The sequence below is a fragment of the Arthrobacter sp. BB-1 genome (genome assembly GCF_006151685.1).
In the GTDB taxonomy this organism is placed as follows: domain Bacteria; phylum Actinomycetota; class Actinomycetes; order Actinomycetales; family Micrococcaceae; genus Arthrobacter.
This window is the reverse complement of the sequence record NZ_VDEV01000028.1, coordinates 21,983-46,033: the sequence shown is the minus strand read 5'-3', so window position 1 is coordinate 46,033 and position 24,051 is coordinate 21,983. Positions and strand designations below refer to the sequence as shown.

Genomic DNA, 24,051 nt, shown 5'->3' with positions numbered 1-24,051 from the left:
CTTTATTTACCGAATGTTCATTAGGTAATCCCATGGAGGGGTCCCGTGTCAAGGGGATGCGTGCGTTCCTGCCCGGTTACTTCGGCCGTCCCACGCACCAAGGCGGGGGCACGCCGTCGTACGCGGCGCGCCGCACGGTGACCGGAAAAGCAACCGGGCTGGAACGTACGACGGCGGCGCGCACCTTTGCCATTTGGGGCGCCCGAGGTGCAAGGATGGAGGGACCGGCACCAGCACAGCAAAGGGCGGACCATGGGCATAGGCATTTACGTCAGCGCAACCACCCCGGGCTCGGGCAAGTCACTTGTTGCCCTGGGCCTGGCGGACACCCTGCACCGGCACGCGGACAGGATCGGCTTCTTCAAGCCGGTGGTCCACGGCCCGGATGCGGCGGCCGATCCCATGGTGGCGCTGATGAAATCCCGCTTCGCGCTGGAGGATGAGCGGTGCCGCGGGGGCCTGACCTACACCGAAGTCCGTGACCTGCTGGCGGAAGGAAACCGCGCCGAGATCGATGCCCGCTGCGTGGAGATCTTCGCCGAGATCTCGCGGCACTGCGACGTGGTGATCGTGGAGGGGACCGACCTGGTGGGCCAGGACTCCGCCGTCGAATTCGACCTCAACGCCCGCCTGGCAAACAACCTGGCCACCCCCGTGGTGGCTGTGGTGGGCGCGAAGGGGCGGACCGTGGCGGAGGCTGTGGCCGCCGTCGAGGTTGCCCGGAAGGAACTTGCCGCAGAACGGTGCTCGTTGCTGGCCATCCTGGTGAACCGTGCGGACCCGGAGGACGTGGAAGCGATCGGGGCCGCTGTGAAGCCCGGCGCGTCCAAGCGCCCCGTCTATGTCCTGCCGGAACTGGAGGAGATCGCCCGGCCCACCACCGGCGAGGTGGCCACGGCGCTGGGGGTCCGGCAGATTGCCGGCCGTCCGGACATGGAGCGCGACGTGAAGGACATCAAGGTGGCGGCCATGAACGTCGGCAACTTCCTGAACGTGCTGGACGAGGGCGCGCTGGTGATCGTTCCCGGGGACCGGGCCGACGTGATGGTGGCGTGCCTGGCGTCGTCCTTTTCGCCCGAGTTCCCGGTGGCGTCGGCGCTGATCCTCACCGGTGGGCTTGCGCCGGACGCCAACATCTACCCGCTCCTGGCGCAGGCACCGTTCCCCGTGTTCGCCGCCAAGGAGGACACCTACACCACCGCGCGCCGGGTCTCGGAAGTCCGCAGCGAGATCTGGTCCGGGCACCGCCGCAAGGTGGCCTCCGCTTTGGGGCTGTGGTCCCGCCGGGTGGATGAAGCCGAACTCGTGGAGCGCCTGCACCTGCCGCGGGCCGAGCGGATGACGCCGCTGCGCTTCCTGCACGACCTCATCGAACGAGCCCGCTCGCAGCGGCGGCACGTGGTCCTGCCGGAGGGGACGGACGTGCGGATCCTGCGCGCGGCGGAGATCCTGCACCGGCGCGACGTCTGTGACCTCACCGTGCTGGGACCGGAGCCTGACGTCCGCGAGCTGGCCGCAGCGAACGGCATCGACCTCACCGGCATCAACATCGTTGACCCCGCCACCTCCGATCTCCGGCAGAAGTTTGCCGAGAAGTACGCGGAGCTGCGGGCGCACAAGGGCGTGGACCTGGCCAAGGCACTCGAGATCATGCAGGACGTCAGCTACTTCGGCACCATGATGGTCCAGCTGGGCGTGGTGGACGGGATGGTTTCCGGCGCCGCCCACACCACGGCCCACACCATCCGGCCGGCCCTGGAGTTCGTGAAGACCCGCCCGGGCGTGAAGATCGTGTCCTCGGTGTTCCTGATGCTCATGCCGGACCGGGTGCTGGTGTACGGCGACTGCGCGGTGAACCCGGACCCCAACGTGGAGCAACTGGCGGACATTGCGCTGGCTTCGGCGGAGACCGCCGCGCAGTTCGGGGTGGAGCCGAGGGTGGCCATGCTGTCCTACTCCACCGGCGGCTCGGGCTCCGGCGAGGCGGTGGACGAGGTGCGGCAGGCCACCGAGCTGGTCCGTGAGCGCCGGCCGGACCTCGCCGTCGAAGGCCCAATCCAGTACGACGCCGCCGTGGACGCCTCCATCGCCGAGTCCAAGATGCCGGGCTCGTCCGTTGCAGGCCAGGCCACCGTGTTCATCTTCCCGGACTTGAATACCGGCAACAACACGTACAAGGCGGTGCAGCAGAGCTCTGGGGCGGTGGCTGTGGGGCCTGTCCTGCAGGGGCTGCGGAAGCCCGTCAACGACCTCTCCCGCGGCTGCACGGTGGAGGACATCGTGAACACGGTGGCCATTACCGCCATCCAGGCGCAGGCGCCGGCCTCCTAGATTAAGGTTCGACGGCGGCACCCGCCAGGGGTGCCGCCGTCGCGTGGCAGGAAGGGGCACCCGTGAAACGTGCCACGATGGCGACCAAGCTCTACCTTCCAGCGCCGCGGCGGGGATTTGTGGCCCGGCCGCGGCTCAGGGACCTCCTTGACCGCGGGGCCGAGCCCGGCCTGACCCTGGTGGCTGCCCCGGCGGGATTCGGGAAGACCGCGCTGCTGGCTGACTGGTTCAGTGAAGGCTCGGGCAAGGGCCGGTGTGCCGCCTGGCTGTCCCTGGATCCCACGGACAGCGAGCCCGGCGCCTTCTGGGCTTATGTCATCGCGTCGCTCCGAACCGCTGCTCCAGGCGTCGGGTCCGCGGCGCTGGAGCTCCTGGGGTCCTCGCCATCGGCGACCGAGCTGATGCTCACTTCCTTGGTGAATGATCTCGTTGCAGTGCCTCATGACGTGTGGCTGGTGCTGGACGATTACCACTCGGTGGACAGCGGCGCCGTGAGCACCGGAGTGGCTTACTTCCTGGAGCACCTTCCGCCGCAGGTCCATGTTGTGCTGAGCACTCGGGCCGATCCGGACCTGCCCCTGTCCCGCTGGCGGGCCCGGGGGAGACTGGCGGAGATCCGTGCCGCTGATCTCCGGTTCACCCCTGACGAGGCCGCGGCCTATCTGAGCGCGGCAGGCCTGGAACTGACTGACGCGGACGTGGCTACACTGGAGCAGCGGACTGAGGGGTGGATTGCGGCGCTCCAGCTCGCCGTCCTCTCGCTCCGGGGCCGCCCGGACCCAGCCGGGTTCATCGAAAGCTTCGCCGGTAATGACCGGTACATCGTGGACTACCTGGTGGACGAAGTCCTGGAGCATCAGCCAGCCGCCATCCGCCAGTTCCTGCTACACACCGCCATCCTGAGCGCGCTCAACGGGCCCCTCTGCGATGCGGTCACCGCCGGCGGCGACGGGATAAACATGCTTGTGGCACTGGAGCGCGCCAATCTTTTTGTCATCCCGCTGGACGATCAACGCGAGTGGTACCGGTACCACCACCTGTTCGCCGATGTCCTGCGGGGGCGCTTGCTCAGCGAGGAGCCGGGGCAGATTCCGCAGCTGCATCAGCGTGCCAGCCGCTGGTATGAGTCCCAGGGGCTCTTGGAGGACGCCGTGCGGCATGCCATGGAAGGCCGGGACTTTGACCGCGCGGCGCACCTGGTTGAGTCTGCCGTGCCCATGCTCCGGCGCAGCCGCCAGGACGCGTTGCTGTTCAGCTGGCTGAAGATGCTCCCGGACGCTGCCATTCGGCGCAGCCCGTTACTCAGTGTCTTTTATGGGGGGATGCTGATGGTTTCCGGAGACTTCCCGGGAGTGGAAGCGCGGCTTGCCGACGCCGAACGCGCCCTGGCGGACACGGGGCGGGCACCCGCGGAAGCGCCAGCTGGGGCCATGCTGCAGCCCGGTGACCAAGAGTGGCGGATGCTGGGTGCCACCATCGCGATCTACCGCGCCTCTTTGGCGCAGGCAAGGGGCGATGCCGCCGAAACGTCGGCGCATGCGCGGAACGCCCTCGATCTTGCGGGCCCGGACCACCACCTGGTGCGGGGTGCTGCGGGCGGTTTCCTGGGGCTCGCCGCATGGGCGGACGGTGACGTGCACGAAGCGCTCCGCACTTTCACTGAGGCTGTGGCGAGCCTGCACGCTGCCGGAAACCTGCTGGACGAGCTCAGCAGCACGGTGATCCTCGCAGACATGTGGCTCTCAGCAGGCCGGCCCGGCCAGGCGCGCCGGATCTACCACAACGCGCTCCGGCAGGCCGAGTCCCTGGGCGACTCCATGGTGCGGGCGAGCTCAGAGCTGCATGTGGGGCTGAGCGAGGTCTGCCGGCAGTCGGGGGACCTCAACGGGGCCCGGCTGCATCTTGAGGCGGCGGAACCGTTCGCGGAGCGGGAACCCATGACCGAAAGCCTTTACCGGTGGTACCTGGCCAAAGGACTCGTGGCACAGGACGAAGGCAGTCCAGAGGCAGCCCTCAGCTACCTGGACCACGCGGAGCAGCTTTTCCGGCCCGGGTTCTTCCCCGATGTGCGCCCCATTCCGGCGGTCAAGGCCAGGATCCGGGTACGGCGGGGCGACCTCGCCGAGGCCGCTGGCTGGGCACGGGCCCAAGGGATCTCCGTGACCGATGAAGCTCGCTACCTGGACGAGTACAGCCACCTCACCTTTGCCCGGTTGCTTATTGCCCAGCAGCGCGCCCAGCCGGATTCCAGCACGGCCGAAGGAGTAGTTGGCCTGCTGGACCGGCTGCTTGCCGCCGCGGCGGCGGCCGGACGGGCCGGCAGCGTGCTGGAAATCCGGATGCTGCAGGCTCTCGCGCAGGATGCTTTGGGTTCGCACCTCCTGGCGCGGGAGATGCTCGGCACCGTGTTGGCGGGATTGTCCGAACCGGACGAGTACGTGCGGTTGTTCCTGGACGAAGGCCCGCCCATGCTAGAGCTGCTGCGTGCGGCAACGCACGACGGCGGTGCTGCCGCCGCGCACCGGCTGCTTGCCCTGGAGGCGTCTATGGAGCCGCCGCCTGCCGCCCACGGTGGCCAGCCGCCGTCAGGCGTTGAACCGCTCAGTGCGCGCGAGTTGCAGGTCCTCAGGCACCTCGACAGTGAGCTGAGCGGGCCGGAGATCGCCCGCGCGCTGTTCATCTCGCACAACACGCTGCGTACGCATACCAGGCACGTCTTCACCAAGCTTGGGGTCACCAGCCGCCGCGCCGCAGTCCGCACGGCCCACGACCTCGGCCTGCTGTAGTCGGCTGGCAGTGGTTCTCGGCCCACAGCTGATCCGTCCGGAACTGCCGCGCATTTTTCACCCTGGCAGTCACATCACCGGGTGAGGCGGCGTCACCCTGCCGGCCCCTACCTTTGAGTTGCCGGCAGGGCGTCGACCAAATATGCCAAGGAGCCAAACATGTCCATCAGCACCACCAAACTCATGAGCTGGGCAGGGCTGAGCGCAGTTGCAGCAGGCCTGTTGTTCATCGGTGTCCAGATCAACCACCCGCACCTGGATGCGTCCTTCGCCACCACTACTGAGTACATGGTCCGCCAAACCTTGAAGGTGCTCATGGCGGGACTGTCGCTGGCGGCCATCACCGGGATGTACCTCCGGCAGGTGGCCGAGGCCCGCCTGCCGGGGCTGGTGGGCTACCTTGTGTTCGCCGCCGGCTACCTCATTATGATCAGCATCGAAGTCATCGGCGCCGTTGTCCTGCCCACTCTCGCCCGCAGTACGCCCGGGTACGTCAACGACGTTTTCGCCACCGTCACGGGGGACGCTGTCTCCGGCGACATCGGCCTGATGCAGGGCCTGAACCTGGCCGCCGCGGCCAGCTTCCTGGGCGGCGGCCTCCTCTTCGGCATTGCGCTCTTCCGCGCAAGGGTACTTGCCCGCTGGGCCGCTGCGCTGCTCGCCTCCGGGTCCGTGGCCACCCTCGCCCTGCCCCTGCTGCCGCAGGTCAATGACAGGCTGTTCGCCGTTCCCATCGGCGTAGCCCTGATTGGTTTGGGGTACTCCCTGTGGAGCGGGCTCCGCACCCCGGCCGCCGGGACCACTCCGGGTACCGTCGGCACGCCGCTCCATCCGGAAGGTGCCAGGTGACCACCCGGACAGCTGCGCGGTCCCGGCCCACCGGCTGGCTACCGTTCGCGCTGCTCGCCCTCGTACTGTTCCCAGCCATCGCCGGAACCCTGCGGCTCGTGGAACTGGCGGGCGGACCACACCTCTTGCCGGAAAACCCGCGCATGACAGCCTCACCCGTCCCCGTTGTGGTGCACATAATCTGCGCCGTGGCATACGCGCTTCTCGGGGCATTCCAGTTCGCTCCGGGGATCCGGCATCGCCATCCGGGCTGGCACCGCATAGCTGGCCGGGGCGCGGTAGGCCTCGGGCTGGCAGTGGCGGCCTCTGGGTTGTGGATGACGCTGTTCTTCGCCCGCCAGCCGGGTACGGGGGAGTTGGCGTTCGTTTTCCGGATCGCGTTCGGGTTCAGCATGGCCGCCTTTATCCTCGTGGGGCTCTCAGCGGTCCGCCGAGGTGACGTCAGCCGGCACCGGGCCTGGATGGCCCGGGCCTATGCCCTGGCCCTCGGCGCCGGCACGCAGGTGTTCACCCAGGGCTTCGGGGAGGCCCTGTTCGGGGTCACCGAGCTCACCAACGACCTGGCCCTGGGTGCAGGCTGGGTGATCAACCTCGCAGTGGCCGAGCACTTTATCCACCGCGGCGGCCACCACGGCGGTGACCGCACCGGCGGCAAGGCCAACGCGCTGGCGGACAAAGTGGGGACATCATGAGTGCGCTGCCAAAACACCAAGTGCCCACCAGATACGAGATCCGTATCGGCGGGCACCTGGACGAGCGCTGGTCGGCCTGGTTCGATCCCTTCACACTGTCGCGCGAAAGGGACGGCACCACAAAGCTGAGCGGTTCCGTCACAGACCAGGCAGCGCTCCACGGGGTCCTTACAAGGGTCCGGAACCTCGGGATCGTCCTGATCTCCGTAGCGGCAGTGGATCCGGTGGACGAGGGCCAGCAGCGGTAAGTGCCAGGGCCGCCGTCGCCGTTTGCATGGGTCAGCTGTTGTCCGGCTTGGCCAGGCTTTCCTGGTCTTCCTGCTTGGCGGGTTCGTCCGAAAGGCCCTGCGGGGTGAGGTCAAGGTCCTCGGTGTTCTCCGGGGCTTCAGGGGCTTCGCCGGTTTCGGCGGCCTTGAGGTTGCCGGTGTCGTCCAGGGCCGGGTTGGCGCCCTCGACGCCGGTGGGGTCCTTGGTCCCGGAGCCGGTCCCGGTGTCCGAATCCGCCTGGGCATTCAGGGGAGCGGTGCTGCTGGATCCCGTGTTGGTGGGATCATTCTCGTCGATCGACGTTGGTTCGTTCGTCATGGCAGTGTCCTCTCGCGCGTGGTCCAGCCTGTCCGCCCCGACTCTAGGCGCAGCCGGGCCCCCACCGCAAGGAAACGGCAGCCGTGCCCACCTATAGTGGGGTTTGAACCGCAGAAGCAAGCCTCAGGAGGCCCCTCATGCTCGTGCTCGTCATCAACTCCGGCTCGTCCTCGCTCAAATACCAGGTGCGCGACGTCGCCGCCGGGAGCGTCCTGGCCGAGGGGCTGATCGAGAAAATCGGCATGGGCAACGGCGGTGACGGGGACGGCGAGATCGAGGGCCCGCGGGACCACGCCGAGGCGCTGGAACAGGTGGACGCCGCCATCCACCAGGAACTGGGGGACCTCGAACTGGGCGCCGTGGGCCACCGGGTGGTGCACGGCGGCGAGCGTTTCGCCGAGCCGGTGCTGATCGACAACGAGATCACCCGGGCCATCGAGCGGCTGAATCCGTTGGCGCCGCTGCACAACCCCGCCAACGTGCTGGGGATCCGGGCCATCACCAAAAAGTGGCCGGACATGCCGCAGGTTGCCGTGTTCGACACCGCCTTCCACCGCACCCTGCCCGAGCACGCCTGGCGCTACGCCGTGCCGGATGAGCTCTACACCAACCACGGCATCCGCCGCTATGGCTTCCACGGCACCTCCCACGAGTACGTTGCGCGACGGGCGGCAGCGCTGCTGGACATTCCCGTGGAAGAGTTCGACGGCGTCATCGCCCACCTGGGCAACGGCGCCTCCGTCACAGCCATCCGGGGCGGCCAGTCGGTGGACACCTCCATGGGTTTCACACCGCTCGAAGGCCTGGTGATGGGCACCCGTTCGGGGGACCTGGACCCGTCCATCCTGGTGTTCCTTGGCCGGGCAGGCTGGACGCCGGAGGACATCGACACCATGCTCAACCGCGAATCGGGGCTGAAGGGACTGGCCGGGAACAACGACATGCGCTCGGTAGTGGAGGCCTCCGAAGCAGGCGATGCCAAGGCCGCGACGGCGCTCGCCGTCACGTCCTACCGGCTGGCCAAGTACATCGGCGGGTACCACGTGGCGGTGGGCGGGGCCAGGGCACTGGTCTTCACGGCCGGCATCGGCGAGAACTCCCACCAGTTCCGTGCCCTGGTGGCGGACAGGCTGGGCGCGCTCGGCATCGAGCTCGACGCCGGCCTGAACACTGAGCGGTCCAAGGAGCCGCGGGTCATTTCCACCCCACAGTCCGCCATTCCCGTCCTGGTGGTGCCCACGGACGAGGAACGCGCCATCGCCGAGGCGACAGCCGCCGTCGTCAGCGGTTAAACCCAGCCCCGCCCCGGACGCTCTCTCACTCGATGCGGGTTTTCCCGGGACGCTCTCTCACTCGATGCGGGTTTTCCCCGGACGCTCTCTCACTCGATGCGGGTTTTCCCCGGACGCTCTCTCAGGTCAGGCGCGGCCCTTGAGGATCATGTTCCAGTACACCTGCGGAAAAACGTCCCGGTCCACCACCCAGGACAGCCTGCTTTCGTTCCAGGTGGGCACCCGGGGGATGGTGGGCATGGGCCGGTAGCGGTCGTCGAACTCGGCAAACACCACGGTGTCGCGTGACACCGTGAAAGGGCACACCGAGTAGCCGTTGTACTTCGCCCGCAGGGGTTTGCCTTTCCGCGCGGCCACCAGGTTCCTGGCCAGGACCTTGGTCTGCTTCCGCAGGGCGCCCCCGGATTTGGAATTGGTGGTTCCAGCCGCGTCCCCCAGCGACCAGACGTTCTGGAACCGGATGTGCCGGAGCGTCTGGCGGTCAACCTCCACGAAACCTCCGGCGTCTCCCGCTGCCGGCAGGTCCGTTGCCTTGAGCCAGTCCGGGGCCGACTGCGGCGGAACGGCGTTGAGGACGTCGTAGTGCAGGTTCTCCTCGGCGCCGGTTTCAAGGTTCCGGATGGTGGCTGCCTGGCCCGCCGCGTCCACGGCCACCAGTTCGCTGTTGGTCCGCAGCTCGATGCCGTACTCCGCGATCTTCCGGTCCAGTTCCCTGTCCACCTCCGGCACCCCGAACACGGTGGGGTAGGGCTGGACCATCACCACGCGGATCCGGTCCAGGATGCCTTGTTCCCGCCAGTAGTCGCAGGCCAGGTACATGGGCTTCTGGCTTGCGCCGCCGCACTTGATGGGGCCGGCGGGCATGGTGAAGACGGCCGTGCCGGACGTCAAAGCGCTCAGCAGGGTCCAGGCCTTGGACGCCAGTTCGAACTCGTAGTGCGACGTGCCGTGGGGCGAGTGCACCGCCTCCGCCATCCCCGGCACGGCGTCCCAGTCGTACTGCAGCCCGGGGCACACCACCAGCTGGCCGTAGGACACGCTGGAACCGGACGCCAGGGTGACGGTGTTCGTATCCGTGTCCACACCCGTGGCCGCGTCCCGGATCCACGTCACGCCCTGGGGCATCACCGATTCCTGCGCGCGGACTGCTTCGGCGGCCGGGGCCCGGCCGCCCGCGATGTGGGAGAACAGCGGCTGGTAGAAATGGTGGTCCTTGGGCTCGACGACGGCCACGTCCTTCACCCCGTAGCGCTCCAGGCGGGCGGCCAGGGACACGCCGGCGTTGCCGCCGCCGATGATGACCACCTCGTGCTGCACGGCCACCGTGCTACTTCTTCCCGGTTTTGGCAGTTTCGGTGAGGGCGGACGCCTTGTGCGCTGCCCGGGCTCCGGTCTTGGCCTGCGGGGTGTTCCATTCCACGGACGTTCCCTTGCTCAATGACATCAGTTCTCCTGGCTGGGGTTAGCGGTGGGGAGCGGTTCGGCAGCGGGGGCCGTGCCCCCAGTATCCGCCGTTGGGACCGGCGTCTCAACGGGCGCGTACGACGCCGGCGCCTCGCCTGGGGCAGGCTGCGTCGCCGGAGCAGTGGCGGGCGCCGTTCCTGCCGGAGCGGTTGCGCCGGTGCCGGGCGCGGACGGGGCCGGCGTCGGGCTTCCGGTTGGTCCCGGTTCCCCCGAAGGGGCGGGAGTGCTTGCCGGAGCGGAACCCTTGGTGGCGCTCGGGTCCGCCTGGATGATGGCCGTGATCTGTTCCTTGTAGGAGGACAGCGTGGCCTGGATTTCGGAGAGCGGCACATTCCGGATGTTCCGGCCGTACTCGGCAATCTCGGCCCACAGGGCCTGCAGTGCCGCCATGCCGTTCTCCGTCAGCGGCCCGTCCAGGGTCAGGACCAGCTGGCTGGCGAGGGCGTACGTGAGGCACTCGAGGCAGTTGTAGTTCGCCGCAGCCGACAGGTTCTCCGGGACCACAACGTCCGCCTGCCCCAGGATGAGGACAACCTGGAAACCCACCGCAATGGCAGCGCAGCCGCTGCAGCTGGCAAAGGCATACGCCTCGTTCCGGGTATCAACCGGCTCCCCGTCCTCAGCCCACACCAGGGCGAACGCCACGCTGTAGGTGACGGAGCCGTCGGTGGTGTTCACGGCCAGCGCCTGGTTGCCGCCCTCTTCGGGAGCGTTCGGCCTGTCGAACGGGAACACCCAGGAGGGCGCTGCTGGACCTGTGGATCCAGCCGGGGCAGCCCCCGCCGGGCTGTCCACCGGCACCAGCACCATGCTCAGCTGCGGGTCCTCCCGGGTGGGCGTTGCCGCGCCTTCGGGCCACAAAGCCACGGTCCGTCCGCTGCCGCCTTCCCGCAGCGTTGCGGCGGAAGCGGAAGCGGGCAGGATCGAGGCCGTCGCATCGGCCAGCGTTCCGCGTTCGTACGGCTGGACCGGACGGTACGTGCCGCCGTCGGGCCACCACGCCCAGGCCAGCCCGGCCAGCAGTGCCGCCACCACGCCCATGGCGGCAGTGCGCCGAAGTGCCCGGCCGCGGGTCTTCCGCCACAGGCCGGTGACCAGCTGCCGCAGCAACCGCACCAGGATGTAGAGCATGCCCACCATGGGAAGGGCCACGGCCGCGATGGCCAGGACGCGCACCGCGGCGCCGGCCAGGTCGCCGTCGGCAAGGCTCCCGGCGAGCAGTTCCTGCTGCCGTGCGGCGCTGCTCCAGGCGGTGGCCAGAAGCCGGGGTAGGGCGAGCACCATCATTGCAAGGCTGAACAGCAGCAGCGGCACGGTGATCAGCACCCACAGGGTCACCACGGCGCGTGCCCACGGTTTGAGGACCCGGTTCTCCGGCCGTCCCCACCGCCACGGAAGCAGGCCAAGCAGGACCGGCTTGATGCGCTGGAACAGATCAGGGACTCCGGTGGCGTCGGCGAGTAGGTGGTAGCCGTCAAACCTCACCAAAGGGAGCAGCTGCCGGACCATCTGGAGGATCTGCGTGACCACCACCAGCAGGAGGGCGTCGAAGCCTGTGGCCCACCACAGCCCCATGATGGCCACGGCAACAATGGCGTTGAAGTACAGGCCACCAAGGTCCGTGCGGATCCGGCCGCCGCGGCCCAGCCGGTAGGAATCCGTGACGTCCGTGAAGAATGCCGGCCAGATCAGGTACAACCCTGCGCCCATGGCCCCGGGCGTTGCCCCGCCCCTGCGGGCCGCGGCGGCGTGACCGAACTCGTGGAACCCTGCCGAAAGGATGGTGACGGCGAAAATCAGCAGGAGCAGGACGGGCTTCTCGAACGCCTCGTGGGTGGCCGAGGCCAGGCCCTTGACCATCAGCACCCACCAGCAGGCTGCCAGGAACCCCAGGGTCACCAAAACCACAATGAGCGGGTTGAACAGAACCGCAAAAGGTGCCGTGATCCTACGGGTGCGTTCCGGATCGGTCACGGTGTAGCGGAAGCGCATGCCCAGCAGCGGGTCGGCCTTCCGGACCTCCGGCTGGGACCCGTCCGCAAGCCGCAGCAGGCCCAGCGGCAGCAGCTGCGAGTCCATCAAGCTGCGGACGTTTTCCGCGCTGACCAGCCTTCCCGACGCCTCGCTGGCATGCCGGGCCACCTCCTCCACGGTCCGGGTACCGTCCACTGCCTCCAGCACCGCGAACAGCAGCGGCGTCAGCTGGAGGGCCTGCCCGTCAGCGCGGCGGACCAGCGCCGGCGGTTCCCGGTAGCCGGAGCCCTCGGCGGGGCCGATGAGCTGCACGCCGTCAGCCCGGGCGGGAGCATGCAGCAGGCGGTGGGCAAGGGGCGCAGCGGACGACGGCGGGCCCGCCTGGGTGCGTGGCCCGCCGCTGGTGTGGGTCATGGGTGTTACTGCCGGAGGTCGGACTGCTGGTCGGCAGTGGCGTTGGCTTCGCCCTCGATGTTCTGGCTGATGATGGCATCCTGTTCCGCCACGGCGTAGGCCTGGCTGTCGATGGAGCCGATGTTCGCCGCAACCGCGGCGTCGATCGGGGCAGCCACGTTGGCGTTGGCGGCCACGGCACCGTTGATCGGGGCTGCGATGTCCGCGTCGGCGGCAAGGTCCACATTGACGTTGAGCAGGTCGCCGTCGAGTGCGGCAGCCGGATCCACGGGCAAAGAACCGACGTCGGGCAGAGCGCCGCCCGCGTCGGTGGTCCCGGCGCCCGCGGCGCCGTCCTCCGTGCCGGCGTCCGTGGTGCCGCCGTCCACAGTGTCGTTCGACTGGTCGATGGTGCTGTCCTGGGCGGATGCCGCATTGGCGTCGGCAACAATGCCTTGCTCGATCATGACCCCCTGGTCCGCCAGAGCCTGGGCTTCGGAGCCGTAGGAGAGGATGTTGGCCGAAGCGGCGGCGTCGATGGGCGCGGCCACGTTGGCGTTGGCAGCCACGGCCAGGTCGATGGGTGCCGCCGCATCGATGCCAAGGTCCAGATCCGCGTTCAGGTCAAGGACAGAGGCAACTTCCTTGTCCGGCAATGCCGTTGCCTGTTCCGCCATCAGTTCGTCGTCGGTCAGGGGACGCATTTCCTGTTCCATGCAAACCTCCACGTGCAGCGCTGGTTCGCCTGCCCCCAGCGGGCAGCCAGCGCGAGACAATAGTAAGCATGATTAGTGTTATTGGGTATATCGGTGTCCGCCGAGGTCAACGCCCTGGATGGGGCCACCTTTAGGGGCGGGGGCGACGAAGGTGACGGACGACGACGGGGGAGGGCCGCCGTCGTCCGCTCACTTCCGTGCGAGCAGGCGGTGCGTGGTCCCGGCAACCCTGTTGCACAAAGCCCAGTAGGCCACCCCGGCCGCCAACGAGGCGGCCAGTGCCAGCGGAAGGCCCAGGCCGGCCAGTGGCGGGTAGACCAGCCAGTGGACAAGGTAGATGTGCATGGAGGCGCTGGCCAGCAGGACCGTCACCCGGCCCAGGACCCGCGGCATGGGGAGGGTGGGCAGCCACGCAAGCAGCAGGACCCCGGCAACCACCGTGGCATCGCGGTTGGCGTCCTCGAAGAACCCCGGAACGGTGAGGACGGCCAGGACGGAAACGATGCAGCGCTGCGCGAGGTTGCGGGACCGCGCCACCGCCCATCCGAGCGCGAAGAGCCACAGGGCAGGGACGGTGTATGGCACGCCGGGTTCCACGATTTCGTAGCGGGTCAGGAGCCCGCCGCCGAACAGGATGAGCGGAAAAACGAACGGGAACCTGCGTTCCGCGCGGTGCAGCCACGGGATGGAGAGCAGGGCGGTCATGGCCAGCAGGATGTAGACGATCACCTCGATGAACCAGAAATGCCACTGCGTGGTGATCTGTTCGTCCCCGAGCATGGAGTTCAGGAGCACTATGTTCACCAGGCCGTAGCGGTCAGTCACCAGGTAGGCGAAGGCGATGAACAGCATGCTGGGCACGGCGATCCGGGCCACGCTGGTGAGCTGCCGGCGCAGGCGGGGAAGCCTGTCGCCGGAGAGCTGGAAGCGGGCGAAGTTGAACCCGGCGGCGGCGATGAGGACGTGGGCCATGCCCTGCCAGTTGAGCAGGCCGATGTGCGTGCCGGCGATCAGCATGATTCCCGCGGCCCGGAGGACCAGGCTGGTGTCCGTGGGAGCGAAGAGCCGTGCGAGCCGGGTCCGGGCGGGACTCCCTGCCCGGCGCCGCTCCAGGTCCCGGATCGGCGTGACATGCCAGTCCGGGGGCAGGTGGCCCAGGGCCTGCTCGAGCCGGACCGAGGCCGCTACGAAGGACAGCGAGTCGCCGCCGAGCGAGACGAACGTGTCCGTGTCCGCGATGTCCGTCTGCTCCAGGGTGTCCTCGTAGATGCGCCTGACGGTGTCCGGACCCGCGGGCTTGCCGCGCTCCTGCTGCGGGCGCTTGTCCGGGGCGGGGTGGGTTTCGTTGTGCGGGGTTTCGTTCTGGGCGGGGGCGTTTGTGGGGGCGTTTGCGGAGAGCGCCGCTACGGCGGGGTAGTCCACCTTGCCGGTGGCCAGGCGGGGAAGTTCCGCCACGGCATGGATGTCGACGGCGGCGCGGGGCAGGCCGAGGCCCTGGGCCAGGACTTTGGTGAGCAGCCGGGTGTCCTGGGTTCCTTCGACCGCCACAACGAGCCCCTGGTCTGTTCCGGCGCTCGCCGCGTGCACTCCGAGGTCCGCCAGGAGGCGCTCCACCTGGCCCAGGTCCACGCGCAACCCGACGATCTTGACGAACCGGCTGCGCCGCCCGCGCACTTCGTAGAGGCCGGCGTCGTTCTTCGCCGCGAGGTCGCCGGTGCGGAGCTCGGTGACGGTGCGGCCCTCCGCCAGGTCCTCCGGCGTTTCGGCGTATCCCAGCATGACGTTGGGCCCGGTGTACACCAGCTCGCCGTCCGCCAGGCCGGGCACGGGTTCAATGCGGAAGTCCCCGCCGGGAACGGGCACGCCGATGGCGCCGGGATGGGCCGCGGCGAGGTCCGGTGGCAGGTAGGCCATCCGGGCCGTGGCTTCCGTGGCGCCGTACATGACGAACAGCTCCCAGCCCTGCCGGCGGCCCAGTTCCGCGTAGTGCCGGACAGATTCCGGGGCGAGCCTGCCGCCGGCCTGGGTGACGTAGCGCAGGCTGGGCAGGTCCATGTCCGCGAACCCCACGCGTTCCAGGAGCTCAAAGGTGTAAGGCACGGCGGCGAACGCAGTGGCGCTTTCCCGCCGGAACAGCTCCCAGAAGCACGGATCCACCACTGACAGTCCTGTCAGGACCAGGCCTGCGCCGCGGAGCAGGTGGCTGTTGATGACGGAGAGGCCGTAGCAGTAGGACATCGGCAGCGTGGTGGCGGCCCGGTCCTCGGCCGTGATCCGCAGATACGTTGCGATGGACTCGGCGTTGGCCTGCAGGTTGGCGTGGGACAGCCGGACCAGTTTGGGGGAACCCGTGGAGCCCGAGGTGCTGAGGAGGAGTGCGAGGTCCGGATGCAGGTTGTGCCTGGTCACGGGCCTGCGTTCGTCCAGGACGCACTTGCCGTTGGCGGACCGGACCACCACGTCGGGGTCGTAGGCGGCTACCAGGGATTGGAGGGCCGCGGGCTTGTCCTCCGGGAGGAGGATCAGCGGGTGCCCGGACGCGAGGGCAGCGAGGTACGCCACCAGGGATTCGACGTCGTTGGACGCCGCAAGGGCAATCAGGCGCCGTTCGGTGCCCAGCCTCCGGGCAAAGCTGTCCACGCGGGCGGCCAGTTCCCGGTAGGTCAGCGTCAGCCCGTCGGCGAGGATGGCAGGCCGGTTTCCGTAGCGCGCAAGATCGGCAGCGAAAGAAACCCGCGCGAAATCAAGCTGCGTGGTCATCGGACGATCTTATTAGCGGAGCCTTACCTAACTAAAATCGGCCGTTAAAGGAAAATGAGTGGAGAAATAATAGCCCCCGCACCGGACCCTTGACATGGGTGTGCGGGCGGTCCACTCTGGCGCTGTGCCTGCGTATCCTGCCGGCAGGCCAAGCCGGCATCAGGCGCCCGTCCAAGGAGACTCCAATGCCTGTTGTAGAAGAAAGTGTTGTTATCGCCCGGCCGCCGGAGGAGGTCTTTGACTTCGTGTCGAAGTTCGAGAACATCGCACTCTTTGACTCCTCGGTCACCACCTCGGAGCAGGTCGGGGACGGCCCCCTGGGCGTCGGTACCCGCGGGCGCGGCACCAGCAAAGTCATGGGGCGGCAGTTCGACTGGACCGTCGAGGTCACAGAGTTCGATCCGCCCCGGCGCATGGTGTCCCGTTCCGTCGAGGGGAAGCTGGATTTCACCATCACCTTCACGCTTGAACCGGCCGACGGCGGCACCCGCCTCACGCAGCGGATCGACGCCGCGAGCGGACTCGGGGGCGTCTTCGGCAAGCTGGCCGACCCGCTCGTGGAACGGGCCCAGGGGCGGACCGTGCGCGCCAACCTCGAAACCCTGGCCGAGTGGCTGGCGGAGCATCCCCAGTCCTGAGCTGCCTGGTTTCCTCATCGATTGCTCCGATATTGCCGTTTTCGGGGCTCTAAACGGCAATATCGGAGCAGTCGATGGATTGCGCGCTCTCTTCCTACTTCAGGCCGGCGCCGGGCAGCAGCTCGATGGCACCCAGGGAATCGGCGATGAAGGCGTAGTCCCAGGCCCGTTCGCGCCACTGTACGTAGCGGCCGGAGGCGCCGCCATGGCCGCCGTCCATCTCGATCTTCATGACGATGGGCTCGGTGCCGGTGGTCTTGTTCCGCAGCTCCTGCACCCACTTGGCCGGTTCCACGTAGAGCACCCGGGTGTCGTTGAAGGACGTCACGGCGGCGATCTTGGGATATGCCGCCTCCCTGACGTTCTCGTAGGGGGAGTAGGACTTCATGTAAGCGTAGGCCGCGGGATCGGTGATGGGGTTGCCCCATTCCTCCCACTCCAGGGCGGACAGCGGCAGCTCCGGATCCAGGATGCTGGTCAACGGGTCCACAAACGGCACCTGCGCCACGATCACGGCGTACTTCTCCGGTGCCATGTTTGCCACGGCACCCATGAGCAGCCCGCCGGCCGATCCGCCCAGTGCGGCGATCCGGGCAGGATCCACCCAGCCTGAACCTGCCAGCCAATCGGTGGCGTCCACAAAGTCGGTGAACGTGTTTTTCTTGGTGAGCTTCTTGCCGTTCTCGTACCAGTGCCGGCCCAGCTCCCCGCCGCCGCGGATGTGGGCGATCACGAACACCACGCCGCGGTCCAGCAGGGACAGCCGCGCGATCCCGAAGCCCGGATCCATGCTCATCTCATAGGAGCCGTACCCGTACACCAGGCCGGCCGCCGTCGAATCCTGCTTCACGGCCTTGTGCCGCAGTACGGACAGCGGAATCCTGGTGCCGTCGGCGGCGTCGGCCCATTCCCGGGTGGCGACGTAGTCGCTGCCGTCGTAGCCGCCCAGGACCGGGCTTTCCTTGCGCAGGAGCAGCTCGCCGGCGGGCTGTTCCGGGGTGGGCAGGACGAAGTCGTACACGCGCGACGGCGTGAAGTAGGACGTGTAGCCCAGCCGGATGACCGGGGCCCCGTAGTCGGAGCCGCCCACGCCGGCCGTGTACAGCTCCTCGTCGAAGGCCGGCTCCACGGGTTCTTCCTGGGCAGGCGTTCCCAACCCCGCCAGCCCGATGAACTGCACCCGCTCGATGGTGTCCTTGCGGATGGAAACCACCAGGTGCGTGGAGGTGACGCCCGCGCCATTGATGCGGACGTCGTCGGAATGCCCGACGACGGTGACCCAGTCCTGCTCCGCCAGCGGCCTGGTGAGCCCGGCCGGGTCTGCCAGGGAGACCATGGAGTTGACGGCACTGCGGTTGTGCGTGAGGAGGATGCGCTCCTGTTTTTCACCGTCCGGGCCGGCGAGCAGGAACGGCTCAGCCTCATAGAGCACGCGTTCGTTCCGGGAGATCACGGTGGTGAGCTCCTGGGCGGGATCATCGAAGCGGAGCAGGCGGGTTTCACTGTACTCGGAGCAGCCGATGCCCAGCACAAGGTGGCGCCTGTCGGCGGAGAGCTCGAAGCCGAGCCACATGGCGGCGTCGTCCTCCTGGTAAATGACCACGTCATCGGCCACAGGCGTGCCCAGGACGTGCGCCCTGACCTGGTACGGGCGCCAGGAATCATCCACCACAGTGTAGAAAATCCGGGTGCCGTCCGGGGAGAAGGCGACGCCGTAGAAGATGTTCTCGATGACGTCCGGCAACAGCTTGCCCGTGCTGAGGTCCTTGATGTGGAGGGTGAAGCGCTCGTCCCCGGAATTGTCCACGGCGTAGGCGTAGAGGGTGCCGTCCACGGTCACTGCAGAACCGCCCACCGAGAAGAAGGGCTTGCCCTCCGCCTCCACGTTGCCGTCCAGCAGGACTTCCTCGCCGGGGATTTCGACGCCGGCCTGCACCGCGGGCGGGGTCCAGTCGGCTATCTTGTCATCGGTGTCCGCGGCCCTGACCCGGCACTGGATGCCGTACTCCTTGCCCTCCACGGAGCGGCTGAAGTACCACCAGCTGTCCTTGCGGTGCGGCACGGAGAGGTCGGTTTCCTGGGTGCGGCCCTTAATCTCCTGGAAGATGGCCTCGCGCAGCGGCTCCTGGTGCGCGGTGACAGCTTCCTGGTAGGCATTCTCGGCCTTCAGGTGCTCCACCACTTCGGGGGATTCCTTGTCCCGCAGCCACTCGTAATTGTCCACAAAAACATCCCCGTGGTGGACACGCTCTGACGGGATCTTCTTGGCAACCGGCGGTGTGGGGGCGGCAGTGGTGGCGGAATCCCGCAGCGGAGTCTGGGTCATTCCTTCAATATATAGATCCCCGCCGGCAATTATCCGGCCGTTCGCTACCGGGGGATCGCACCCGGCGGGGGTGCGGGGTGCCTGGTGCGGGGCTGCGGGCGCCTGCCGAGGGGTAAAGGGCCAAAGACCCTAGGGTCCGGGCCGGGAGTGCGGGACGGTGGAAAGAGCGGGGAGATAGGTCGGGGTACACGCAGGGTGCGGAAGGAGACACCAATGTCCAGCAAATCGGGTCCGGCCCCAAGAGCCCAGGCATGGCGGGCGGTAGCCCGGTGCGTGGGCAGGAGTTTCGTGATGCTGGCCCGGCGGCAGGTCCACCTGCCCCGGGAGAATGTGGGACGCGTCCTGCAATTTGCGGACGGCAGCACGTCCCGGGTGTACCGGGAAACGGCTGTCAGCGCCGCACCCCGGCGGCCGTGTATTCTCGTCGTCGCCTTCAAGCTCAGGCTGGTACGGGGCAGGGCACACCGCCTCTTCGAGGCCGAAAGCCTGCTCAACACCCCGCTCTTCGTCGGGTTTCCTGGATTCGTGTCGAAGCTCTGGTGCGCCCATGACAGTCGTGGAGTTTATCGGGGCCTCTACGAATGGGACGGCCCCGCCCGTGCCCGGCACTACGCCTCCGCCTTGTGGCGGGTCCTGGAACTGGTCAGCGTCCCGGGGTCGATCAGCTACAAAGTTGTACCCGGGCTGCGCCGCGACGAGGTGCTCGCCAACCCGGCGCGGATGGAGGCCGCCGGGGCCGGACAGGCGTGGTGGCGGCTCCTGAGCCACAAATGACAGCCGACAGCGACGTCCTGGTGGTGGGCGCAGGCCCGGCCGGCCTGACAACAGCCCTCCAGGCCCACGCCCACGGGGCCACCGTCCGGATTGTTGACCGGCGGGCCGAGCGCGTCCGCCCCTCGCGGGCCATGATGCTCCATGCCCGTGCGCTCGAAGGGCTCCGGCCACTGGGCGTCACGGACGAGTTGCTCAGCCGGGCGGGCACAACTCCGGAGGCGCGCATCCACCTGGGTAAACGGGTGGTGCAGGCCAGGCTCGGCCACGCCGATCTTCCGGATACGGCCTTCCCGCACCTGACGCTGGTACGGCAGGCCGACGTCGAGGACGTTCTGTGGCGGGCCCTCAAAGCCCGGGACGTGCCGGTTGACTGGGGCGTTGAGTTCCGTGGCCTGGCCGCCTTCGCGGGCACGGAGGGAACGCTGCGCGCCGACCTGCGGCTGGCGGACGGCGACGTCCCCCGTGGGAACGGGCTCCCCGCGAACGGACCGCGGGCCAACCTGGCCCATGCCGGCCAGCCCGGAGGGCTCCTGGAGCAGCACGACTGCCGCTTCCTTGCCGGATGCGACGGCCAATCCAGTACCGTGCGCGGGCTTGTCGGCGCCGACTGGCATGGGGCGCCGTACCGGGTGGAGGCCGTCCTGGCCGACCTGGAACTCGATGGCCCGCTGGACCCCGGGCTCCTCCACGTCGCCGTCGGGAACGGCGGGCTGGCGTTCCTTTTCGCCCTTGGGGAGGGCGCCACGTGGCGGCTGCTCGCCACCCGCCCGGCAGATCCGCATGCCGCCGGCCCGTTCGGCCAACTGGGGCCGGAAGTTGCGGCAGGGGAAGTGGCCCGGCTGGTCCAAGGGTCAGGGCTGGAGGCGACGGTCCGGGACGTGCGGTGGTCCGCGCAGGTCCGCCTGCAGCACCGGCTCGCCAGCAGGTTCCGCAGCGGGAACCTGTTCCTGGCCGGAGATGCCGCACACGCCCATTCACCAGCGGGCGGCCAGGGGATGAACAACGGCATTCTCGACGCACTCAATCTTGGCTGGAAGCTGGGCTTCGCTTCGGGCGGCGGGACGCACCCGGAACTGCTCGGCTCCTATGATTACGAGCGCCGCCTCGCCGCCCGGCGGGTGCTGGCCCTGACGCATGCCATCTTTTTCGGGGAAGCGTCGCCCCACCCCCTTGCCCGCCTGCTCCGCAGGGTCCTGCCGGTTTCCGCGCCGTTGCTGCCGGTGCTCCTGCGCCGGCGCCGGCTCACGTCCGCGGGCATCAGGCTCCTGGCACAGCCTTTTGTCCGCTACCGGAACAGCACCATCTCGGTGGAGGGCACCCCGCCAGCGGCGCGCTGGCCGCGGCCGGGGGACCGGCTGCCGGATGCGCCGGTGGTCACCGGCGGGCGGAGCGTCCGCCTTCACGAGTTGACTGCGGCGCCGGGCGTGCACGTCCTGCTGGAGCACGACGCCGGATGGGATGCCGCGGGCGCGGACCTCACCTTCTCCGGGCGCAAGGTTCATGTGCACCGGCTCAGCAGCCATCCCGGCCGCGGCATCGTTGCGGTGCGCCCGGACGGGCACGTCGGTTTCCGGTGCGGGGAGGCGGACCTGCACCAGCTGCGTGCCTGGCTTCGGCTGGTGGGCGCCGTCCCGGGCTGACCCCACGCCCCGGGCCGCAGGGAACGGCGGGCGCTTGGCCTAGTGGGCTTGAGGTGGCGGGCGTATCCTGATCACGCCAAGGCACGTCCATCAAACGTGAGAGGGGAACGTCACATGACCATCCCGCCAGTGCACGAGCCCGAGCCGTTTCCGCCGGAACCAGGCCCGGACCAGCCAGATCCCACCCAGCCCGGCCACCCCGGCCCGCCGGCTCCCAACCCGTTCCCGGCACCCGAACCGCCGGGCCCGCTGCCGGTGCCCGACCCCGGCCCGGCGCCGCTCCGGCCGGACCCCACGCGGAGCTGACAAACCAGGATAAGAGGGGCCTTCTGCCTGCCGCAGAGGGCCCCTCTTCCGCGTCCAGGGCAGGCCGGAAAAACTCTTAAAAATCCCTCCTGAACCCCTTGCAGACCTGATTCTCCAGTGATAAAAAATCTATATCAGCCAATACAGATCGGCTGGTACCAAAAAGTGTTGGACCGTCTCTTACGAGGAGGGAAGCCATGTTGATGCGAACTGATCCGTTCCGCGAGCTGGACAGGCTGGCCCAGCAGGTCCTCGGCACGGCGGCGCGCCCGGCAGCGATGCCGATGGACGCGTGGCGGGAGGACCAGGAATTTGTAGTCGCTTTTGATCTGCCCGGTGTCGCACTGGATTCTGTGGATCTGGATGTGGAACGGAATGTCCTGACGGTACGGGCCGAGCGCCCCGAGCCCGCGGGCAAGGATACCGAGTTGATCGCCTCCGAGCGGCCGCGCGGCGTGTTCAGCCGCCAGCTGATCCTCGGGGACACCCTGGACACGGACAATGTGAAGGCTACGTACGACGCCGGTGTCCTGACGCTGCGGATTCCTGTCGCCGAGAAGGCCAAGCCGCGCAAGATCGAGATTGAGACGAAGGGGGCAAAGCAAGAGATTGCCGCCTAGTGTCAACACAAGAATCGGGACGTCGGGTATCAAATTGCTGACTGCCTTTTGGGCGGATCGCGAAGTACGCACGCCACAGCGCTTAAAGCGCACCGGCAGCCTACTCCCGTAACTTCCCGATAAGGTGGCCCCCGGCTTCGGCCGGGGGTCGTCCTATGTCCGGGCCTTTAAGGCGGTGTCAGGTGTTGAGCTCCAGCATCAGCGCGGGCAGTTCATCCGCGAGTTCGCGCGCCAGGAAGCCCAACGGTCCCAGCCGGCTGGCAAGCCTGTCCGCGGCAGCCGCATGAAGGTGGGTCCCCCAGCATGCGGCCTGCGCTTCACTGGTGCCCCGGGCGCGGAGGCCGGCGATGGCACCGGCCAGGACATCCCCGCTGCCCGAGGTCCCCAGCCCGCCGTATCCTGTGGTGATTTTCCAGAGCTCCGGCTGTTCCGGGGCATCTCCGGGCGGCCGCGCGATCAGGCCCTGGCAGCTGACCACGGCACGGTAGCGTTCGGCAATCGCGGCCACGTCCGCCTCCAGGTCCTTCACGTCGCGGCCAAGCAGGACCTCGGCCTCCTTGGGGTTGGGGGTGAGGATCAGGCGGCCTTTCCACGGCTCAATCAGGTCCTCCACCTTCACCAGGGCGCCCAGGGCGTAGGCATCCAGCACGACGGCGGGACCTCCCGGGCCGTTCGGCCCGCCTTCTCCTGTCTCCCGCTCGAGCAGCGCCCGGAGCAGCTCCTCGGCCAGGTCCAGGTCATCGAGGCCCGGGCCCACCAGCACGGCATCCGCCCGGTCCAGGTACGTGGAAATACGGTCAAGGCCCTCGGCCGTCACGGACCCGCCAGGGGTTTCCGGCAGCCCCACCGCCCCGCACTCCGGCAGCGCGACGCCCACGTGGACAGCCACGGACTCCGAGACCGCCAGGGTGAGCTTCCCTGCGCCGGCCCGGAGAGCCGCCGCACCGGCCAGCAGGGCGGCGCCGGGAGTCGCCCGGGCTCCGCCCACCACCAAGACCGATCCGCGGGAGTACTTGTCCTCGCCCGGAGAGGGCAGCGGCCAATCGCGCAGGAGCGACGGCGTCACCAACGTCGGCTGCTCGGCCCCGGCCCGCTCGGCCCCGGCCGCCTCACCGCGGGTGGACACTGGTATCCCCGCCGTGTTCGGTCACGGTGACGCCCTGCTCGGTCAGGTGGTCCGCCACATTGAAGCTCTCGAGCGTCCACGGTCCGGCGCCGGAGGGCCGCACATACCGGGTCAGGGAGGCGTTCAGCACCGAGGTTGTGGCTGCGAGGTCCAGGAGTTCTGTTTCGCTCAGCCCTTCGAGCACGTACCGGAAGAGCATGATCACGGCGTCGTGGCACACCAGCATCACCCGGTGCCCGGTGCCCAGGTTGTTCAGCTCCGCCAGGACGGAGCGCAGCCGGAGGGCTACGTCCGCCCAGGATTCACCTCCCGGCGGCCGGTAGTACAGCTTGCCCAGCCATTCGCGGCGTTCCACCTCATCCGGGAAACGCTGCTCCACGCCCAGCCGGGTGAGCCGGTCCAGGATGCCCAGCTCGCGGTCCCGCAGCCTCTCATCAGTGCGCACCTTCATGGGCCAGCCAGCCACCTCCACGGCGATTTCCGCCGTCTGCCGGGCACGCGCGTAGGGCGAGGACACCACGGCGTCCGGCCGGAACTCCTCGGCGATCCGGGCCAGCGCCGCGCCCAGCGCCTTCGCCTGCTCCTGCCCAATATCGGACAGGTTCACGTCGGCGTCACGCGCCGGTACGGCGATGACCTCCGCCCGTGCCTCCCGTGCCTCGGTGGCGGCAACGTTGCCCTCGCTCTCGCCGTGGCGGATCAGCAGCAGCTCCACCGCCCCTGCCTCCTGCACAGCCTCTGTCAGCCCGTCGTCGTTCAAGAGAAATCACCCCGTCTGC

The 24,051-nt window shown here is 68.5% G+C and carries 19 protein-coding genes; 11 read left to right on the top strand and 8 right to left on the bottom strand.

The features are described 5' to 3' along the window. Positions 1–252: 252 nt before the first annotated feature. From pta to FHJ30_RS15945, 5 genes are all read left to right on the top strand, one after another. Complete coding sequence (gene pta / locus FHJ30_RS15965) at positions 253–2,331, top strand: phosphate acetyltransferase (RefSeq protein WP_139030254.1); 2,079 nt, start codon at positions 253–255, stop codon at positions 2,329–2,331. A gap of 62 nt (positions 2,332–2,393) precedes the next feature. Then, positions 2,394–5,117, top strand: coding sequence for a LuxR C-terminal-related transcriptional regulator (locus tag FHJ30_RS15960; protein WP_205677053.1), 2,724 nt, complete (start codon positions 2,394–2,396; stop codon positions 5,115–5,117). A 159-nt stretch (positions 5,118–5,276) separates the two neighbouring features. Continuing rightward, positions 5,277–5,966, top strand: a complete 690-nt coding sequence (locus FHJ30_RS15955; protein WP_139030253.1) for a hypothetical protein — start codon at positions 5,277–5,279, stop codon at positions 5,964–5,966. Further along, positions 5,963–6,658 carry a DUF2306 domain-containing protein gene (locus FHJ30_RS15950; protein WP_139030252.1) on the top strand — a complete coding sequence of 232 codons (696 nt, stop codon included), beginning with the start codon at positions 5,963–5,965 and terminating at the stop codon, positions 6,656–6,658. Before FHJ30_RS15955 ends, FHJ30_RS15950 begins: the two co-directional genes overlap by 4 nt. Then, positions 6,655–6,906, top strand: coding sequence for a hypothetical protein (locus FHJ30_RS15945; RefSeq protein WP_139030251.1), 252 nt, complete (start codon positions 6,655–6,657; stop codon positions 6,904–6,906). The genes FHJ30_RS15950 and FHJ30_RS15945 overlap by 4 nt, the downstream gene beginning before the upstream one ends. Positions 6,907–6,937: 31 nt before the next feature. Here the strand turns inward: FHJ30_RS15945 and FHJ30_RS15940 are convergent, their stop codons facing one another. Beyond that, complete coding sequence (locus FHJ30_RS15940; RefSeq protein WP_139030250.1) at positions 6,938–7,243, bottom strand: hypothetical protein; 306 nt, start codon at positions 7,241–7,243, stop codon at positions 6,938–6,940. 137 nt (positions 7,244–7,380) lie between these two features. Between FHJ30_RS15940 and FHJ30_RS15935 the strand changes: the two genes are divergently transcribed. After that, positions 7,381–8,535, top strand: coding sequence for an acetate kinase (locus tag FHJ30_RS15935; RefSeq protein ID WP_139030249.1), 1,155 nt, complete (start codon positions 7,381–7,383; stop codon positions 8,533–8,535). 126 nt (positions 8,536–8,661) lie between these two features. On the opposite strand, the gene FHJ30_RS15930 is transcribed toward FHJ30_RS15935, so the two are convergent. From FHJ30_RS15930 to FHJ30_RS15915, 4 genes are all read right to left on the bottom strand, one after another. Further along, a complete protein-coding gene (locus FHJ30_RS15930; protein WP_139030248.1) occupies positions 8,662–9,858 on the bottom strand; it encodes an NAD(P)/FAD-dependent oxidoreductase in 1,197 nt (398 codons plus the stop codon). 120 nt (positions 9,859–9,978) lie between these two features. After that, positions 9,979–12,387 carry a hypothetical protein gene (locus tag FHJ30_RS15925; RefSeq protein ID WP_139030247.1) on the bottom strand — a complete coding sequence of 803 codons (2,409 nt, stop codon included), beginning with the start codon at positions 12,385–12,387 and terminating at the stop codon, positions 9,979–9,981. A 5-nt stretch (positions 12,388–12,392) separates the two neighbouring features. Next, positions 12,393–13,082, bottom strand: coding sequence for a peptidoglycan-binding protein (locus FHJ30_RS15920; RefSeq protein ID WP_171059101.1), 690 nt, complete (start codon positions 13,080–13,082; stop codon positions 12,393–12,395). 189 nt (positions 13,083–13,271) lie between these two features. Next, the gene (locus tag FHJ30_RS15915; protein ID WP_139030246.1) at positions 13,272–15,842 is read right to left on the bottom strand and encodes an AMP-binding protein; all 2,571 of its coding nucleotides are present in this window, start codon (positions 15,840–15,842) and stop codon (positions 13,272–13,274) included. A 185-nt stretch (positions 15,843–16,027) separates the two neighbouring features. Between FHJ30_RS15915 and FHJ30_RS15910 the strand changes: the two genes are divergently transcribed. Further along, positions 16,028–16,480: an SRPBCC family protein gene (locus tag FHJ30_RS15910; protein WP_139030245.1), complete on the top strand. Its 453-nt coding sequence runs from the start codon at positions 16,028–16,030 to the stop codon at positions 16,478–16,480. A 94-nt stretch (positions 16,481–16,574) separates the two neighbouring features. Here FHJ30_RS15910 and FHJ30_RS15905 read toward each other — a convergent pair whose 3' ends face one another. Beyond that, the gene (locus tag FHJ30_RS15905) at positions 16,575–18,806 is read right to left on the bottom strand and encodes a S9 family peptidase (RefSeq protein WP_139030244.1); all 2,232 of its coding nucleotides are present in this window, start codon (positions 18,804–18,806) and stop codon (positions 16,575–16,577) included. A gap of 213 nt (positions 18,807–19,019) precedes the next feature. On the opposite strand from FHJ30_RS15905, the gene FHJ30_RS15900 reads away from it, so the two are divergent. From FHJ30_RS15900 to FHJ30_RS15885, 4 genes are all read left to right on the top strand, one after another. After that, positions 19,020–19,580, top strand: coding sequence for a hypothetical protein (locus FHJ30_RS15900; protein ID WP_139030243.1), 561 nt, complete (start codon positions 19,020–19,022; stop codon positions 19,578–19,580). Next, positions 19,577–21,220, top strand: a complete 1,644-nt coding sequence (locus FHJ30_RS15895; RefSeq protein ID WP_139030242.1) for an FAD-dependent monooxygenase — start codon at positions 19,577–19,579, stop codon at positions 21,218–21,220. Before FHJ30_RS15900 ends, FHJ30_RS15895 begins: the two co-directional genes overlap by 4 nt. 114 nt (positions 21,221–21,334) lie before the next feature. Next, positions 21,335–21,526, top strand: coding sequence for a hypothetical protein (locus FHJ30_RS15890; protein WP_139030241.1), 192 nt, complete (start codon positions 21,335–21,337; stop codon positions 21,524–21,526). A 197-nt stretch (positions 21,527–21,723) separates the two neighbouring features. After that, on the top strand, positions 21,724–22,146 hold the full coding sequence (locus FHJ30_RS15885) for an Hsp20/alpha crystallin family protein (RefSeq protein ID WP_139030240.1): 423 nt from the start codon (positions 21,724–21,726) through the stop codon (positions 22,144–22,146). 178 nt (positions 22,147–22,324) lie between these two features. Here the strand turns inward: FHJ30_RS15885 and FHJ30_RS15880 are convergent, their stop codons facing one another. Next, complete coding sequence (locus tag FHJ30_RS15880; RefSeq protein ID WP_240793731.1) at positions 22,325–23,272, bottom strand: NAD(P)H-hydrate dehydratase; 948 nt, start codon at positions 23,270–23,272, stop codon at positions 22,325–22,327. Next, entirely contained in the window at positions 23,256–24,032 is a 777-nt protein-coding gene (locus FHJ30_RS15875; protein WP_139030239.1) for a histidine phosphatase family protein, read from the bottom strand. Before FHJ30_RS15875 ends, FHJ30_RS15880 begins: the two co-directional genes overlap by 17 nt. Positions 24,033–24,051 lie beyond the last annotated feature (19 nt).

Coding starts and splice junctions, on each gene's coding strand:
- pta (WP_139030254.1), top strand. CDS start 253: ATGGGCATAGGCATTTACGTCAGCGCAACCACCCCGGGCTCGGGCAAG.
- FHJ30_RS15955 (WP_139030253.1), top strand. CDS start 5,277: ATGTCCATCAGCACCACCAAACTCATGAGCTGGGCAGGGCTGAGCGCA.
- FHJ30_RS15945 (WP_139030251.1), top strand. CDS start 6,655: ATGAGTGCGCTGCCAAAACACCAAGTGCCCACCAGATACGAGATCCGT.
- FHJ30_RS15940 (WP_139030250.1), bottom strand. CDS start 7,243: ATGACGAACGAACCAACGTCGATCGACGAGAATGATCCCACCAACACG.
- FHJ30_RS15935 (WP_139030249.1), top strand. CDS start 7,381: ATGCTCGTGCTCGTCATCAACTCCGGCTCGTCCTCGCTCAAATACCAG.
- FHJ30_RS15925 (WP_139030247.1), bottom strand. CDS start 12,387: ATGACCCACACCAGCGGCGGGCCACGCACCCAGGCGGGCCCGCCGTCG.
- FHJ30_RS15920 (WP_171059101.1), bottom strand. CDS start 13,082: ATGGAACAGGAAATGCGTCCCCTGACCGACGACGAACTGATGGCGGAA.
- FHJ30_RS15915 (WP_139030246.1), bottom strand. CDS start 15,842: ATGACCACGCAGCTTGATTTCGCGCGGGTTTCTTTCGCTGCCGATCTT.
- FHJ30_RS15910 (WP_139030245.1), top strand. CDS start 16,028: ATGCCTGTTGTAGAAGAAAGTGTTGTTATCGCCCGGCCGCCGGAGGAG.
- FHJ30_RS15905 (WP_139030244.1), bottom strand. CDS start 18,806: ATGACCCAGACTCCGCTGCGGGATTCCGCCACCACTGCCGCCCCCACA.
- FHJ30_RS15900 (WP_139030243.1), top strand. CDS start 19,020: ATGTCCAGCAAATCGGGTCCGGCCCCAAGAGCCCAGGCATGGCGGGCG.
- FHJ30_RS15895 (WP_139030242.1), top strand. CDS start 19,577: ATGACAGCCGACAGCGACGTCCTGGTGGTGGGCGCAGGCCCGGCCGGC.
- FHJ30_RS15890 (WP_139030241.1), top strand. CDS start 21,335: ATGACCATCCCGCCAGTGCACGAGCCCGAGCCGTTTCCGCCGGAACCA.
- FHJ30_RS15885 (WP_139030240.1), top strand. CDS start 21,724: ATGTTGATGCGAACTGATCCGTTCCGCGAGCTGGACAGGCTGGCCCAG.